This window comes from Lysobacter sp. CA199 (genome assembly GCF_052078715.1).
Classification (GTDB): Bacteria; Pseudomonadota; Gammaproteobacteria; order Xanthomonadales; family Xanthomonadaceae; genus Lysobacter.
Genome location: NZ_JBQJIL010000002.1, coordinates 228,505 through 245,533, shown reverse-complemented (window position 1 = coordinate 245,533; position 17,029 = coordinate 228,505). Strand labels below are relative to the sequence as shown.

4 protein-coding genes are annotated in these 17,029 nt (G+C 66.3%); 2 read left to right on the top strand and 2 right to left on the bottom strand.

The genetic code is table 11. The features are described 5' to 3' along the window. Positions 1-21 precede the first annotated feature (21 nt). Complete coding sequence (locus ACTOWJ_RS03795; protein ID WP_441333262.1) at positions 22-3,420, bottom strand: ABC transporter permease; 3,399 nt, start codon at positions 3,418-3,420, stop codon at positions 22-24. Beyond that, positions 3,417-4,301 (bottom strand): ABC transporter ATP-binding protein, encoded by an 885-nt coding sequence (locus ACTOWJ_RS03790; protein ID WP_441333261.1) that lies wholly within the window; start codon positions 4,299-4,301, stop codon positions 3,417-3,419. Before ACTOWJ_RS03790 ends, ACTOWJ_RS03795 begins: the two co-directional genes overlap by 4 nt. A gap of 466 nt (positions 4,302-4,767) precedes the next feature. Here ACTOWJ_RS03790 and ACTOWJ_RS03785 point away from each other — a divergent pair, with 466 nt between their 5' ends. Together ACTOWJ_RS03785 and ACTOWJ_RS03780 are read left to right on the top strand one after the other, a co-directional pair. Then, the gene (locus ACTOWJ_RS03785; RefSeq protein ID WP_441333260.1) at positions 4,768-11,343 is read left to right on the top strand and encodes an amino acid adenylation domain-containing protein; all 6,576 of its coding nucleotides are present in this window, start codon (positions 4,768-4,770) and stop codon (positions 11,341-11,343) included. 95 nt (positions 11,344-11,438) lie between these two features. After that, complete coding sequence (locus ACTOWJ_RS03780; RefSeq protein WP_441333259.1) at positions 11,439-16,967, top strand: amino acid adenylation domain-containing protein; 5,529 nt, start codon at positions 11,439-11,441, stop codon at positions 16,965-16,967. Positions 16,968-17,029: the final 62 nt, after the last annotated feature.

The window sequence follows — 17,029 nt, the reverse complement described above, 5'->3', positions numbered from 1 at the left end:
CGCGGCGCGTCATGGGCCGGATCAATGCACGGCCGCGGCTACGGGTTGCAACAGGGCTTGTTGCGGTGCCCGTTGGTAGGAAGGCCAGGTGTCGAGCAGCAAACCCTCGCTGTCGAGCGGATAGCGCGGATACGCGGCCGGTTCGGCTTGGACAACGGCCACGCCAGCGCGGCGGACGAGAAGTCGGTAACGCGATTGCGTGCCCTCCATCGGCAACCAACCACCGTCGCGCCATTGCCATCGGCTGCCTTCGATGCGGATGCCGGTGGCATCGGCCTTGCGGGACAACTGCGAGGCCAGCGGTACGCCGAGCAGCCCGGCCGCGCGTTCTTCCCCGGCCAGTTGGTTCAGCGCGGCAGGCAATTGCGTCGAGGCGGCGAGTGCGCGGGTCAGCGCCTCGAAATCCTGCGGCCGTTGCTGCGCTGCCCATTCCAATGTCGCCAGCGGTGCGTAGTGCATCGCCCATCCCGAAGCTGGCGCTTGCGCCACCGGGCCGACGGGAACCTCACTGGCGGCGAGCGTCCGCGCGGTGGTGTCGGATTCACGGATCAAGACCTGATCGAGCGCGGCCAGCCCGTCCTCGTCGCCGACGCAGAGCAGTCCCAGCGCACCAGCGACACCTTCCTGCAACCACACCGCGCCCTCGCCTTCGCGCAGATCGGATGCGGACACCAGTTGTTGACGCGCCAATGCGGTGGCGATGCGTGCGCGGCGCATCGAGCGTCCGACGCCGGTGTCGGCCACATCCCAACTCGGCTCCTCCGGCAGCACCAAGATGCGATCGAGCAGACGCGGCTCAGCCAATCCGCGCGGCCATTGCGCCACTTCATCGACCTCCCCTACCCGCCCCAGACGCCGCCGTACACAGGTCTGCATCGCCTGAACATCCGCGCCGATCGCATGCGCGGCGTCGTCACGGCTGCGGTCGTGGACGATGCGCAGGTCTCCGACACGAGTAGTCGAAGAGTTCGCCGACCATTGCTCCGCGAACGCCAGCGGGCCGTTCGATCGACCTTGCGCGCGGTCCGTTTTTTCGCCGGCGATGCGCAGCGACCAGCTCCATTCTCCGCGCGGCGCAATCGCGTCGGCGGCGACCGCGACCGACGACGCCGGCAACGCAAACGAAGCCTTCAAGCCGTGGCGCGTGCGGTCGGCGGGCGCACGCAATACGCGTTGCGGATCCAACCCCAATCGCGGTGCCGCATCCTGCGCACGCAACCACACACCGGCACGACTGAGCCAAGGCGTTTCGCCTTCCGATTGCCAGATCGGAGGCTTCACCGTCCAACGTAAATCCACCGTACAACCTTCGCTGGAAACGGCACAGTCACCCAGCGACAACGCCAAATGGTCGTAGCGGGTATCGGCTTTCACCATGCGGCCGCCGACCAGCGCCCGCTCCAGAACGAAGCCACTCGGCAACTCCGCATGCAGGACGCCGCCGACGGCGCGCACTCCGCGCAAAGTCCATTCACCGTGCAGGCTGGCGGTGTGCGGATCCGCCTGCAGACGTAAGGCGCCGCCAGCGACCGAGTAAGCACCGGCGCTGGCCAGCCACGACTGCTCCCACGCGGCGTTTTCGCGTTGGGTTTCGGCCAAGGGGTGATAACCGCCGCGCTCCACCAACTGCCCATGCAGCAATGCGCCGAACCCCAGCATCGCCGCGATCGCAAGACACGCCAACGCGCCGATCGGACCGCGCAGGCGCGCGCGCGCTTGCGCCATGCCACGATGCAGGCGACTGTCGACGCCGCGCGGCAGTACCAGTGCCGCCGCTGCGATCAGCACGCCGCCCCCGGCGAGCTTGTACGCGTCCAGCGACGACACGTACGGCCACCACGGCGTCCAGCCGCTCAAGGTGGACAGATTCATATGCGCCGGAATGCCGAATTCGTACAGCGGATAGTCGACCAAACCGAGTTCATGATTGAGCACGAAAAAGAACGTCAGCAGCATCGACGCGGTGTAGGCGACGCCGGCGCGTCGGCATAGGGCGTGAACCAGGAAAACCAGCAAAGCCAGTTCGATCAACGGCGGCGCCATCACCAGGGTCTGGTACAGCAAGGGATCGCCCAGACTGAGCGCCGCCGGCGCCGCCAATGCAGTCACGATCAAGCTTGAAATGCCGGGCAGCAACGCTAAAGCGAATGCCGTCGCGATCGCTGTAAGCGCACGCGCGAACGGACGCAGCCACACCGGCGCCGGCGTCGCGTCGAACATGCCGTCGAAGCCCTCGACCTGATCGCGGCGCGAAACCCAGCCGACCAGTGCGGCGACGATGAAAGCGATGACCAGGAACACCGCGCTTCTGAGCAAGGGCAGCAGCATGTCCGGACGCGGCACCATCGGGCCTTCGGCATGCCAGACCCCATGCACGAACGCGCTGAGCACGCCCATCGCCAGCAGCACCGCAACGCCGATCCACCAGCCGCGGCTGCGTGCGATCTGCCCTAGTTGCCATTGCGTTTCCAAGCGCAACGCGGACCACCAGCGCGGTGTGTCGATCACGCCAAGCAGACGCTCGGATTTGGGCGCGACCTGCGCGTTCACGCGCGCGGATTTTCCGGCGCGACCGCGCGCCGGTCGCTCCAGCACGAGCGACTCACGCTGAATATTGCGCAAGGCCCAATACAACACCAGCAACGGCAGTCCACCCCACAGCGCACGGTTGAGCAGGAATTCCGGCGTCAGCGGCAACAGCGCGCTGGTCTTCTGCAGCGGCGTCCAGGTTTCGATCTGAGTCTGCGCGTAGGTGAACAACGATGGATCCAACGCCGCCGCCAGGATCGGGTTGATGTGGCCGCCCTTGAGCACCACCACGGCGAACATCCACAACAGCATCAACAGCGCCGACAAACCGAATGCGCCCGCGACGCTGCGAGTGCGCAGCGTCGCGAGGTAGTACAAGGCGCCGATGCCGGTGCCGGCCGGAATCAGCAGCCAGATCCAGGCGAACAGCAACGCCCGCCACGGCGGCGCGGTGATCGAACCCGCCGGCACCATCCCGAGCCATCCCAACAGAGGCGTGGCGATAAAACCGACGATCAAGGCGCCGGCCAGTAACGCCCCGACCAGGGACGCGCCGATGAAACGCCCCCACAACAGCGCAGGCAGCGAATTCGGCATCGACAGCACGATCTCGTGCAGACTGACCTGGCGATCGCGCAGCAGCGGTTGAGCGAACACCCAGGCCCAGGCGAAGAACAGGAAGAACATGCAACCGGTCGACATCAGGTAGACCAGGCTCGGGGCGTTGCGCGGAATGTCCGCCGCGCCCATCTTCTGCACGTAGTCGGCGTTGGTCAGCGACATCAGCAGATAGCCGGCCAAGCCGAGGAACACCAACCCGACGATGCCGCTGCGCAAACCCGCGCGCAGTTCCGCGCGCGCCTCGTGCGCCAGCAAAGCGAGTGCGTTCATGCCGCCTCCGCCAGACCCGCCTGGGCCAACGCCACGTAGTAGACGTCTTCCAGACGCGGCGCATGCGGCGCGAAACCCGCCCCGGGAGCGATCGGCGCATGCACGATCACCCGCGAACCCTCGGGACTGGCGGCGACGTGCAAGTGCTCGGGCAAACGTTCGCCGCGCGGAATCACGCACTCCCACAAGCGCCCTTGATAGGGTTGAGTGAGTTCGGTCGGCGTGCCTTCGACGAGAATCTTGCCTCCGGCAAGGATCGCCAAACGGTGGCAGAGATTCTCCACGTCTTCGACGATGTGGGTCGATAGCAACACGATCGATTCGGCGGCGACGTCGGCGAGCACGCGATGGAAACGATTGCGTTCGGCCGGATCCAGCCCCGCGGTGGGCTCGTCGACGATCAACAGGCGCGGCGCGCCGACCAAGGCCAGAGCGATGCCGAAACGACGCAACATGCCGCCGGAATACGTCGCCACCGCTCGATCGGCGACCTGGGTCAGGTTGACCTTCTCCAGCAGCGTGCCGACTTCCTCGCCGCGTTGCCGCGCGTCGGTGCGGCCTTTGAGCCAAGCGAAACGATCGAGCAAGCTGCGCGCCGACATGCCGGGATAAGCGCCGATCTGCTGCGGCAGATAGCCGAGCCGGCGGCGCTGATAGTCGGGATCGGCGAGGACATCGACTCCGTCCAGACGGATCTTGCCGCCATCGGGCGACTGCAACGTCGCCAGCGTTCGCATCAGGCTGCTCTTGCCCGCTCCGTTCGGGCCGAGCAATCCGTACATGCCCGGCGGCACGTGCAGATTCACGCCGTTCAAGGCGCGCACGCCGTTGCGGTAAGTCTTGGTGAGGTCTTCGATCAGCAGGCCGTTCTCGTGGGTCATGCGCGTTCCGTGGCGTTCGCAGAGAGGCCGGCGTAACAGGACACGCTGACGCAGCGCAGCGCGTTCGTTGCCGGCGATGGATGGAATTCCCGTCGTCGGCGCTGAGCGTTTTTGCTCAATCCGGCGACTTGAGGATGTTGATTGCGCTCGCAGTACCCGCTTTTCCGTCGCGACGATCGCGATCGGGGCGGGCCGTGCTGGCTGTGAAAGCGTTCGCGATTGCCGGCGAATCCTTGCGGCGTATTGCTCCCCTGCCTCGCGCGATGTGACCGACTCGTGCGGTCAATCGTGGCGACAGTGTGCCCGGCGTGGCGATCTAATTAAATACTAATGATTATCATTTGCAAAAGAAAAACTCCCATGGCATTGTGAGGTCACGACAATTGTGCATAATGTTATAACATAACAAAACTGCGACAAGTTGCTCGTTTTGTCAACGCGATCCATCCCACGCCACGGGCTACACATGGACGAACAACACACCCCCCAGTTGCGCGATCAGCTCGCGGAACTGCTAGATCTGTCCGCCTGCGATATTGCGAACGACCGCAATCTCATTGAACTGGGCATGGACTCCATCACGATGATGCGGCTGGCCGGCCGATGGCGGCGCCAGGGCATCCCGGTCAGCTTCGCCGAGCTTGCCGCGCAGCCCAGCCTCGCCGCGTGGCAGGCGCTGATTGCTCGTCCGAGTACGAATCCCGCCTCGAAGCCAGCCGCGGGCCCTGCCCCACCGGCCGCTCCGGCAGCGATTGATTTCGACGAATACGCTCCGTTCGACCTGGCGTTGATGCAGCACGCCTACTGGGTCGGACGGGCCCAAGATCAACAATTGGGCGGCGTCGCGGCGCACTTCTACAACGAATTCGACGGCGCCGGCATCGAGCCGGCACGCATCGAACGCGCCATCGTTCGCCTGATCGAACGCCACCCCATGCTGCGTGTGCGTGTGCTCGAAGACGGTCGTCAGCAAGTGCTGGCACGCAGCGCATGGCCCGGACTGCGCGTGCACGACCTGCGCGACTTGCCGACCGATGCCGCCGAGCTCGCGCTGGAACAAACCCGCGCCTCGCTATCGCACCGGCATCTGGACGTCGGCCTCGGAGAAGTCTTCGACATCCAGTTGTCGCTGTTGCCCGATGCGTTGCGTGCAGGCGGCACGCGCCTGCACGTGAATCTGGACATGATCGCCGCCGATGCGCTGAGCCTGCGCGTGCTGCTGGGCGATCTGGCTCGTTTGTACGCGCAGCCCGACGCGGAGCCGGCACCGGTCGACTACAGCTACGCACGCTATCTGGCCGATCGCGAAACCGCATTGCGCTCGCCCGAACGCGCCGCCGCACTGACCGCCGACCGCGAATACTGGCGCGGGCGCCTCGCGCAACTTCCGGCCGCGCCGCAACTTCCGGCGGCCGCGCACGATGCGGTGCTCGGCGCAACGCGGGTGCTGCGCCGCCATCGCTGGCTCGCGCCGCAGCGCATGCGCGCGTTCGAAGCGCGCGCGCGTCGTCACGGCCTCACTCCGGCGATGGCGCTGGCCGCAGTATTCGCCGAAACGCTGGGCGCGTGGAGCGCAGAACCGCGTTTCTTGCTGAATCTGCCGGTATTCGATCGCGAACCGCTGCACAGCGATGTCGGCTCGCTGGTCGGCGACTTCACTTCTTCACTGTTGCTCAGTTGGGACGGCGCTCTGCCCGGCAGCTTCGCCGAACGCGCCATCGCCCTGCAGGAACGCTTCCATGCCGATGTGCGGCATATCGGCTGCTCGGGCGTGGAGGTGCTGCGTGAACTGTCGCGTTCACGCGGCGAACAGGTGCTGGCGCCGGTCGTCTATACCAGCGCGCTCGGCCTGGGCGAGTTGTTCCCGCCGCAGGTCAAGCGCGAGTTCGGTCAAGCCGCGTGGATCATCTCGCAAGGTCCGCAAGTGTGGCTGGACGCGCAAGTCACCGAGCTGGACGACGGCCTGCTGATCAATATCGACGCACGCGAGGATGCGTTCGCGCCGGGCGTGCTCGATGCGATGTTCGAAGCCTACGGCAATCTGCTCGATCGCCTGACCGACGATGAAAACGCCTGGCTCGCACCTCCGCAAGCGCTGTTGCCGGCCGCGCAAACCGCGGTGCGCGAGGCCGCCAACGACAGCGACGCGCCGCGTTCGCGGCGACGCCTGCACGACGGTTTCTTCGAATACGCGCAGCGCGATCCCGATCGCGTCGCCCTGTTGTGGGGCGAGGACGGCACGATGCGCTACGGCGAGTTGCGCGAACGCGCGCTCGCTCTCGCCGGCTGGTTGCACGGCCGCGGGATCGTGGCCGGAGATACGGTCGCGATCAATCTGGCCAAGGGACCGGAACAGGCGATCGCCGCGCTCGGCGTACTTGCAGCCGGAGCGGTGTATCTGCCGATCGGCATCGACCAACCGCCGTTGCGCAGACAGCGCATCTGCGACGCGGCCAAGGTGGCTTGCATCATCGATGCCCTGCCTTCGCCCGATGCCAACACGGCCTTGTCCGCTCCGCTGCCCGGCGTGGATACCGATCTCGCCTACGTTCTCTACACCTCGGGTTCGACTGGCGAACCCAAGGGCGTGGAGATCGAACACGGCGCGGCGATGAACACCATCGACGATCTCAACCGCCGCCTTGGCTTGAACGTGATCGATCGGACGCTGGCACTGTCGGCGCTGGAATTCGATCTGTCGGTTTACGACCTGTTCGCGCCTTTGTCGGTCGGCGGCGCGGTGATTTGCATCCGCGAACACGAACGCCGCGATGCCGCCGCCTGGGTCGCCTTGGCGCAACGACATCAAGCGACCATTCTCAATTGCGTACCGGCGCTGTTGGACATGACCCTGAGCGCGGCGGTCGACTGCGCGCCCGCATCGAGTCTGCGCGCGGTGCTGCTCGGCGGCGACTGGGTCACCCTGGATTTGCCGCCCCGACTCAAACGTTGGGCGCCGTCGTGCCGCTTCATCGCGCTCGGCGGCACCACCGAAACCGCGATCCACTCGACCTTCTGCGAAGTCGAGCAATTGCCCGCGCACTGGAAATCCGTGCCATACGCCAAGCCGCTGGGTAATGTGCGTTTGCGCGTGGTCGATGCGCTCGGCCGCGATTGCCCGGACTACGTCGAAGGCGAATTGTGGATCGGCGGCGACGGCGTCGCCCGCGGCTATCGCGGCGATCCGCAACGCAGCGCGCAGAAATTCCTCCACCGCGACGGCGTGCGCTGGTACCGCACCGGCGATCGCGCCCGTTATTGGGCCGATGGCGATGTCGAGTTCCTCGGGCGCGCCGACTTCCAGGTCAAGCTGCGCGGTCATCGTATCGAACTGGGCGAGATCGAAGCCGCGCTCGGCGCGAGTCCGCAGATCGCGCAGGCGGTAGCGGTAGTCGGCGAACGCGGTTTGACCGCTGTCGTCGTAGCCCGCGAAGGCGCGTTCGACGAATCGATCGACCTGCGCCAGCCGCCGCCGCAATGGGCGCCGCTGCGCGAATTCCTGGCCGAACGTCTGCCGCCGGCGATGTTGCCGGAGCGTTTGTGGCTGCGTCCGGCCTTGCCGCTGACCGCCAACGGCAAGATCGACCGCCCTGCCCTGCGCAAAGCCGTGGATGCATTGACGCCCGATACCTGCGTCTCGATCAGCGCGCCGCAAGGCGAGATCGAACAACGTGTCGCCCAGGCCTGGTCGTCGTTGTTGGGCGTGGCCGAAGTCGGTCGCGAACACAGCTTCTTCGCCTTGGGCGGCGACTCGCTGTCGGCGACGCGCCTGGTGCGAGCGCTGAAGGCCGATGGCTTGACCGGAGTGAGTTTGGGCGAATTGTTCGCGCACCCCGTGTTGGCCGAGTTCTCCGCGACCCTGCGCCTGGGCGAGACCCGCGAAACCGCGCCGACCGTTATCGCCGACCTGGCTAATCGCTACGCGCCGTTCGAGCCAACCGAAGTGCAACGAGCTTATTGGCTGGGTCGCGACGAGGGCTTCGTCCTGGGCGGCGTCGGCTGCCATTTCTACCGCGAGTACGATGCGGACGATCTGGATCTTCCGCGCCTGCAAAATGCGCTCAATCGTCTGATTACGCGCCACGACATGCTGCGCGCCGTATTCGATGCGCAAGGCCGGCAACGCGTGCTCGAACAGGTGCCTCAGTACGCCATCGAATGCATCGACGGCGGCGCCGATCCGCTCGTGGCCGAAGCTCAGCTGCGCGCGCAATGCGCGCACCGCGTATTCGATCCAACCCAGTGGCCCTTGTTCTGCGTGCGCGCGGTGCGTTCGGGCCGGCGTACCCGGCTCGCGGTGGGCCTGGACAATCTGATCCTGGACGCGCTGAGCATTCTGCGCTTCTACACCGAGCTGGCTGAGCTTTACGACGCGCCCGACGAAGATACGCCGGCACCGGCCTTGAGCTTCCGCGATTACCTGCACAGTTGCGCGCCCGATGCCGCGGAGACCACGGCGGCGCGTAGCTACTGGGACGAAGTGCTGCCGCAATTGCCGCCGGCGCCGCAATTGCCGCTCGCGCAAGACCCGGCGCAGATTCGTCCGCCGCGTTTCCTGCGACACGACGGCGCGGTCGACGCGCCGCGTTGGCAAGCCATTCTCGAACGCGCCGCTGCGCACGGCCTGACCGCATCCGGGGTTCTTCTCGGCGCGTTCGCGGAAGTGCTGAGTCAATGGAGCGCGCAACCGGAACTCTCGCTCAATCTGACCTTGTTCGATCGCAAGGACGTGCATCCCGAAATCCATCGGGTCATGGGCGATTTCACCTCGCTGACCTTGGTCGGCTACCGCCCTGAGGCCGGCGACAGTTGGATGCTGCGCGCACGGCGGGTTCAGAGCGAACTCGGTCGCGCGCTGGATCATCGCGCATTGTCCAGCATCGACCTGATCCGCGATCTCGGCCGCTTGCACGGCCAAAACGAGGTCGGCATGCCGGTAGTGTTCACGAGCGCCTTGGGCGTTCCTGGCGGCACGCGTGCGGCCGAGCACGGACCGTTTAGCCGTCAGGTGTGGGGGCTCACGCAGACGCCGCAGGTCTGGCTCGATCATCAAGTGGTCGAGGCCGATGGCGGTATCGCACTCAACTGGGATGTGGTGGAAGGTCTGTTCCCCGATAGCCTGATCGAAACCATGTTCGCCGCGTACCTGCGCTTGCTCGACTGGTTGGCCGTGGCCGATTGGTCGCTGCCCGCACCGGTGCTGCAACCGGAACAACAATTGGCATTGCGCGCGTCGATCCATCATCAGACCGATGCCGATGTTTCCGCGCATGTCGATGCGACCTTGCGCGAATCGTTCTTCCGTATCGCCAGCGAATCACCACAACGCGTCGCGCTGCGCTGGGGCGCGGATGCGTCCATGAGCTATGGCGATCTGGCCGAGCGCGCACTGCGGGTGGCCGCGGCCTTGCGCGCCGACGGCGCGCAAGCCGGCGACATCGTCGCGGTCAGTCTGCGCAAAGGCCCGGAGCAGATCGCCGCGGTGCTCGGTGTGCTCGCCGCGGGCGCGGCGTATCTGCCGCTCGGGGTGGATCAACCGCCGGCGCGGCGCGAACGCATTCTCAGTCAAGCCCGCGTGCTTCGCGTCATCGCCGAACCCGACGCAGACGATGATGCTGGGCGTCGCGTGCATACCTTCCAACAGACCCAGCAACACCCGCCCTTGCCGGCGTCGTTGCCGGCTTCGCCGCAGGACACCGCGTATCTGATTTTCACCTCCGGCTCGACCGGCGAACCCAAGGGCGTGGAGATCACCCACGCCGCGGCCTGGAACACCATCGCCGACATCAACCGGCGTTTCGATGTCGTCGTCGACGATCGGATCATGGCGATATCGGCCCTGGATTTCGATCTGTCGGTGTACGACCTGTTCGGTGCGCTCTCGGCTGGCGCATCGATGGTGCTGATCGAAGAAGACGCGCGGCGCGATGCGCGGCGTTGGCACGAACTGGCTTGCGCGCATCGGGCGACGGTGTGGAACAGCGTGCCGGCCCTGCTCGACATGCTGCTCACCGTCGGCTCTAAGCAACAGCCGCCTGGCGCGCTGCGCCTGGCGTTGTTGTCGGGCGACTGGATTGGCCTGGATCTTCCGGGCCGGCTTGCCGAACAACTCCCGCACTGCCGCTGCATTGCGCTCGGCGGCGCCACCGAAGCATCGATCTGGTCGAACTTCCACGAAGTGCTTGCGATCGATCCGGCGTGGCGTTCGATTCCCTACGGACGCCCGTTGTCGCGACAACGCTTCCGGGTGGTGGACGCGTTCGGCCGCGACTGCCCGGACTGGGTCGCGGGCGAGCTATGGATCGGCGGCGCTGGCGTGGCGCGCGGCTACTACGGAGCGCCAGAACAGAGCGCGCGCCAGTTCGTCGAACACGCCGGCGAGCGCTGGTACCGCACCGGCGATCTGGGCCGATATTGGCCCGACGGCACGCTCGAATTCCTCGGCCGTCGCGATCACCAGGTCAAGATTCGCGGCCATCGCATCGAGCTGGGCGAAATCGAAAGCGCGCTGTCGGCCGAAGCCGGCGTGACCCAGGCGGTCGCGCTGGTGGTGGTCGCAGCCGGCGCGCGCCGTCTGGCCGCGGCGGTGGTCGCCGCGAACGACTTCGACGCCGACGCCTTGCAAGCGCGCCTCGCCGCGACCCTGCCCGCGCACATGTGGCCCGAACGCGTGCACATGCTGGCACAGTTGCCGCTGAGCGGTAACGGCAAGGTCGACCGCGCCGCGATAACCCTCGCGCTCGAACACGATTGGCGCGACGAACGCGGATCGGCGCAACCGCCGCAGGACGAATGGGAGCGCGCGGTCGCCAGCGATTGGTCGGCGTTGCTCGATATCCACGTCGACGATCGCGAGGCCGGTTTCTTCGCCCTCGGCGGCGACAGCCTGCGTGCCACTCGCTATATCGAACACGTGCGGCAACGCCACGGCGTGGATCTTCCCTTGCGGCGTCTGTTCGCCGCGCCACGGCTGCGCGAGGTCGCCGCCGCGCTACGGCAGGCACACGAAGCCGTTCAATCGCTGGAAGAAGGCGTGCTGTGAAACCGCCCGCTGTCGTTTCCTGAGGCCGTCATTTTCTAAGCTCGCCGCCGCGCGCTTGTGCCCCCACTGCTCAACAACACAGGATCGTGCAACCCATGCCTGCCGCCAAGATCATCAGCGAGCTCAACGCCCTCGGCGTCGAGTTATGGGCCGACGCTGGCCAATTGCGTTTCCGCGCGCCCAAGGACCTGCTCACCGACGACCATAAGAACCTGCTGCGCGAGCACAAAGCACAGATCGTCGATCTGCTCAGCCGCGAACGCATCGTCGAAGTCAGCGCCGACCCGGCGCAGCGCCACGCGCCGTTCCCGCTCACCGACGTGCAGACGGCGTATCTGCTGGGCCGCCAGGATTCCTTCGGCTACGGCGGCGTGGCCTGCCACGGCTATCTGGAACTGACCTATCCTCAGCTCGACGCTCAGGCGCTGCAGGCGGCGTGGAATACGCTGATCCAGCGCCACGACATGCTGCGCGCGGTAGTCGAACGCGACGGCTACCAGCGCGTGTTGGAACAGGTGCCGACCTTCAAGGTGATCAGCGCGGATCTGCGTTCAACCAATCCGGTTGCACTGGAACAAGCGCTCGCCGAGACCCGCGCGCAAATGGATCACCGTCTCTACGACACCACCGTTTGGCCACTGTTCGAGTTGCGCCATACCCGCACCGACGCGGGCGATATCGTGCATTTCTCGATGGATGCCTTGATCGCCGACTGGGCCAGCGCCGGCGTTTTGTTCGACGAACTCGATGCAGTGTTGGCTGGACGCGCCGAAGAACTGCCGGTCTTGCAGATCGGCTTCCGCGACTATCTGTTGGCCGAACGCGGTCTGCGCGATGGCGCGCGTTATCAGCGCGATCGCCGATACTGGCTCGAACGCGTCGACGATTTGCCGTTGGCGCCCGAGTTGCCGGCCGCGCCGATCGCCAGCGCGGCGACGCTGGTACGTTTCCGCCGTCATGCCTTGCGCCTGCCGGAAACGCAGTGGAGTCGCTTGCGCGACCGCGCCGCCGCGCACGGGCTGACGCCGTCGGTGGCGGTGCTCACCGCATACGCGCAAGTGCTGCAACGCTGGAGCCGCAGCGCCCGCTTCAGCCTCAATCTCACCTTGCTCAATCGCCTGCCGCTACACCCGCAAGTGGATCGCCTCATCGGCGACTTCACTTCGGTCGGCCTGCTCGCGGTCGAACCGCTCGCGCACGGCGGCTTTGCCGCACAGGCCGAACATCTGGGCCGGCAGTTGTTCGCCGATCTCGATCATCGGCTGTTCTCCGGGGTGGAAGTGGTGCGCGAATTGGCGCGCCGCCGCGGCCGCGAGGCGGCGTTGATGCCGGTAGTGTTCACCAGCGCGATCGGCCTGCGCGGCGTGGGCGCGCGGCAGGCGCCGCTCAGCGGTCGCCGCGCCGGCGTCGGTGTGACGCAGACGCCGCAAGTGACCTTGGACTGTCAGGCAATGGACGACGCGGAGGGTCTGACGGTGAGCTTGGACGTGCGCCAAGGCGTGTTCCCCGAGGGTCTGATCGAAGACATGTTCGAAGCTTTCGGTGCATTGCTGGGCCAGCTCGCCGATGGCGATATGGCCTGGGCCGCGAGCGATCCGATCGCTTTACCGGCCTGGCAGCAGCGCGAACGCGAACTAGCTAACGCCACCGCCGCGTTGCTGCCCGACGGGCTGCTGCACGCGCAGGTGTTCGCCCAGGCCGCGCGTACGCCCGATGCCTTGGCGGTGATCGATCGCGACGGTGCTATCACCTATCGCGAACTAGCGTTGCGCGCGGCAGGTGTCGCGCAGGCGCTGCGAGAGCGCGACTGCGCTGCCGGCGACCGGGTCGCGATCGTGCTCGATAAAAGCGCGGAGCAAGTCGTGGCGGTACTCGGCGCACTGTTGGCTGGCGCCGCGTATTTGCCGCTGGACCCGCACCAACCGGCACTGCGCCGCGACAAGATCCTGGGCAATGCCGAGGTGCGTCATCTGCTGAGCCGACGCGAGCTGATAGACGGCGCGCAGTGGCCCGAATCGCTGCAAGCGCTGGCGCTCGACGAGATCAGCGCGGCGGAAACACTGCCGACACCGCCGCAGGGCGATGCGGACGCACTCGCCTATGTGATCTACACCTCCGGTTCCAGCGGCGAACCCAAGGGCGTGATGATCAGCCACCGCGCCGCACTCAACACCATCGCCGACGTCAACCAGCGCTTCGGCATCGGTGCCGGCGATCGCGGTCTCGGCTTGGCCCAGCTCGGTTTCGATCTGTCGGTGTACGACATCTTCGGCCTGCTCGGCTGCGGCGCGAGTCTGGTTCTGCCCGATCCGGCGCGCGGCGCCGATCCCTCGCATTGGGCCGCGATGATCGCCGAACACGACATCAGTCTGTGGAACTCAGTGCCGGCGCAGTTGCAGATGCTCGCGCACTATCTCGACACCGCGCCGATCGCCCTGCCGAGTTTGCGACTGGCGCTGTTGTCTGGCGATTGGATCGCGGTAACGTTGCCGGCGCAGATCGGCCATCATCTGCCGCAGTTGTCGCTGATCGCACTCGGCGGCGCTACAGAAGCGGCGATCTGGTCGAACTATCACCGCATCGAGCGCGTCGATCCGTCGTGGTCGAGCATTCCTTACGGATTGCCGCTGGCCAATCAAGGTTTCCGCGTTCTCGATGGCGCATTGCGCGACGCACCCGTATGGGCGGCCGGCGACCTCTACATCACCGGCGCCGGTCTGGCCCAGGGCTATCTCGGCGACCCGGCGCTCAGCGCGGAGCGCTTCTTCGCTCATCCCCGCGACGGTCAGCGCTTGTATCGCACTGGCGACCTCGGCCGCTATTTGCCCGGCGGCGAGATCGAATTTCTCGGCCGCGAGGATGGCCAGGTCAAGATTCGCGGCCATCGCATTGAGTTAGGCGAAATCGAAGCGGCCTTGCTCGCGCATCCGGCGGTCGCCGCGGCCGCGGTGGTGGTGTCCGGGCGCGATGCGGGCGATCGCGCCCTGATCGGCTTCGTCGAAACCGCGCGTCGCGAAGCGCCGGGCGAGGCTGAAACCCATGAACATCACGCCCGCCTGCTCGACAGTGCGCGTCGGTATGCCGATCGCCAGGCTGGCAATTTTCAGCCCGATGCAGTGGCCGCGCATGTGCGCGACCTGCACGCGGCGTCGCTGGCCTCGATGCTGCATGCGTTGATCCAACGCGGTGCGTTGAGTTCGGAGCAGGTGCATTACGGCGCCGAGAAGATCCTGCTCGATGCCCGCGTGCACGAACGTCATCGCTGGTTGGTCCGCGGTTGGCTGGATCTGCTGCATGCGGCCGGATGGCTCGCTCGCGACGAGCACGGCGAGTACCGTCGTTTGCGCAGTATCGACACTGCCGCCGTCGACGCGGCCTGGGCAGCGGTCGAAGTCCGCGTAGCCGAAGGATTGTGCGGAGACGAGTTCATCCGCTATCACCGCGAACACGTGCAGCGTCTCGACGAGTTGCTGGAAGACCGGCAGAACCCGTTCGAACTGCTGTTCCCGCAGGGCAAGCTCGACACCGCGCTGGCGCTGTATCGCGACGATCCGATCGCGCGTTTCAACAATCACGCCGCGGCCGCGCTGATCCAGCGGCTGGCCAGCTCGCGCGAAGACGGCGCGCCGCTGCGTGTGCTCGAACTCGGCGCCGGCACCGGCGCCACCACGACCGCGGTCGCACCGCTGCTCGACGGTTTGGACGTGGACTATCTGTTCACCGACATGACCGCGTTCTTCCTGCCCGAAGCACGTCAGCGTTTCTCTGCGTACCCGTGGATGCGCTTCGGCCTGCTCGACCTCAATCGCGATTACCGCGCCCAGGGACTGCGCCCGAACGGCGCCGACGTAGTGCTGTGCGCGGGCATGCTCAACAGCGTCGCCGATCTCAACCAAGCGCTTAGCGCCGCGGTCGAACTGCTGGCACCGGACGGCTGGCTGGTGTTCACCGAGCCGACCGCCGATCACCCGCATATTCTGCTGACTCAGGGCTTCATGATGAGTCCGAGCGGCGGCGATCGCGAACACGGCCGCAGTCCATTCCTGTCGCATCAAGCCTGGGCCGAGCGTGTGCGCGCGCACGGCGGCGAACTGGCGTGGAGCCTGCCCGATGACGGACACGCGCTGGCCTCCAGCGCCATGCATGTGTTCGCGGCGCGCTTCAAACGCGAACGCGCGGCGCTGAACGCGACCGAGTTGGAAGCGTTCCTGGCCCGGCGTCTGCCGGCGCAGATGCTGCCTGCGCAATTGCAGATCCTCGATCGCCTGCCCTTGACCGCAAACGGCAAGATCGATCGAAAGACTCTGGGCAACTGGCGTATTTCCGCTGCGGTCGACGGCGATCACGGCGCGGACGGCAACGAGGCCGACGAACTCGAACAGCGCCTCGGGCAGTTGTGGTCGCAGGCACTGGGCATCGCGCGGATCGGCCGCGAAGAGAACTTCTACGATCGTGGCGCCGATTCGCTGATCGTGGCGCGGGTCGCCGGACGGATGCGCGAAGAATTGCCGGAAGCCGCCGATCAGGCCTACGACACTTTGCTGCGACAGATGCTCAACGAACCGACCGTAGCGGCGCTGGCGCGTTTGTTACGGCGCGAGTCGGCCGAGGTATCGACGACCACGTCGTCCGACGCCACGACCGCCACCGCCCCGCCGCAGCGACGCGAGGGCAGCAACTCGCTGCTGGTGCCGTTCGGCGGCGGAAATGAAGGACCGGTGAGGGTGATGTTCCATGCCGCGCTCGGCACCCTGGATTACTTCCAGCATCTGGGCAAAGCGCTGGCGGCGCAGCAATTGGGGCCGGTGATCGGCGTGGCCGTGGCCGACACCGAACACTACCTGGCGATCGAACCGCGACAATTGATCGAACGCGTCGCCGACGACTACGCACAACGCCTGATCGACGAGGGCTATACGCGATTCCAGTTGATCGGCTATTGCCTCGGCGGCCTGCTCGCCACCGAAGTCGCACGGCGCCTGCTCGAACGCGGCCTGGACGTGGTCGATCTATCGTTGGTCGACAGCATTCCGATGTTCATCGAGACCGACGAGGAACTGGCGTTCGAAGCGATCTTCGTTCCCAACCTCAACCTCGATCCGGTCAAGGCGGTATTCGGCGAAGAGATCAGCGACATCGACGTCTATCGCGCCATCGAACGGTTGATGGGCGAGCACGATCGCCGCGTGCCGGCCGGAGCGATGGCGGCCTTGAACGGCGACGCCGGACTGGAAGCGCTGGCCGCGGCGGTGCGCCGTCGCAACACGCTGACGCAGGAACAGCGCTTGGCCGAATACGCCAACGCCGCCGCTTCGCAGGCCGGCGTGCCGGTAAGCGCGGAACTGGTTCCGGCCTTGTTCCGAGTCTGTCGCCACAGCATGCGCGCGGCGCGTTTCGATCCGCCGCCGTATCTGGGCGATATGACTTATCTGCGTTGCCTGGAGCAGCAGTCCTTCGGCATCACCGGCGGTGTCGGCCATCTCGCCGCGCCGTTCTGGGAAAACACCTGCCTCGGCGAGTTCCGTCTGATCGACGTGCCCGGCAATCACTTCAGCGTGGTCGAACCGCCGCATGTGGCGGTGACCACGGCGCATCTGCTCGATGCGCTGCGGAGGCGCCTGTGAGCGAAGCAAGCGATTCAGCCGTCTCCTCTAAGGCTGCTTCCTCGGCGGACGCATTAGCGCGC

Bases quoted from the DNA above. Each gene is read 5' to 3' on its own strand.
- ACTOWJ_RS03795 (WP_441333262.1), bottom strand. From the start codon at position 3,420: ATGAACGCACTCGCTTTGCTGGCGCACGAGGCGCGCGCGGAACTGCGC.
- ACTOWJ_RS03790 (WP_441333261.1), bottom strand. From the start codon at position 4,301: ATGACCCACGAGAACGGCCTGCTGATCGAAGACCTCACCAAGACTTAC.
- ACTOWJ_RS03785 (WP_441333260.1), top strand. From the start codon at position 4,768: ATGGACGAACAACACACCCCCCAGTTGCGCGATCAGCTCGCGGAACTG.
- ACTOWJ_RS03780 (WP_441333259.1), top strand. From the start codon at position 11,439: ATGCCTGCCGCCAAGATCATCAGCGAGCTCAACGCCCTCGGCGTCGAG.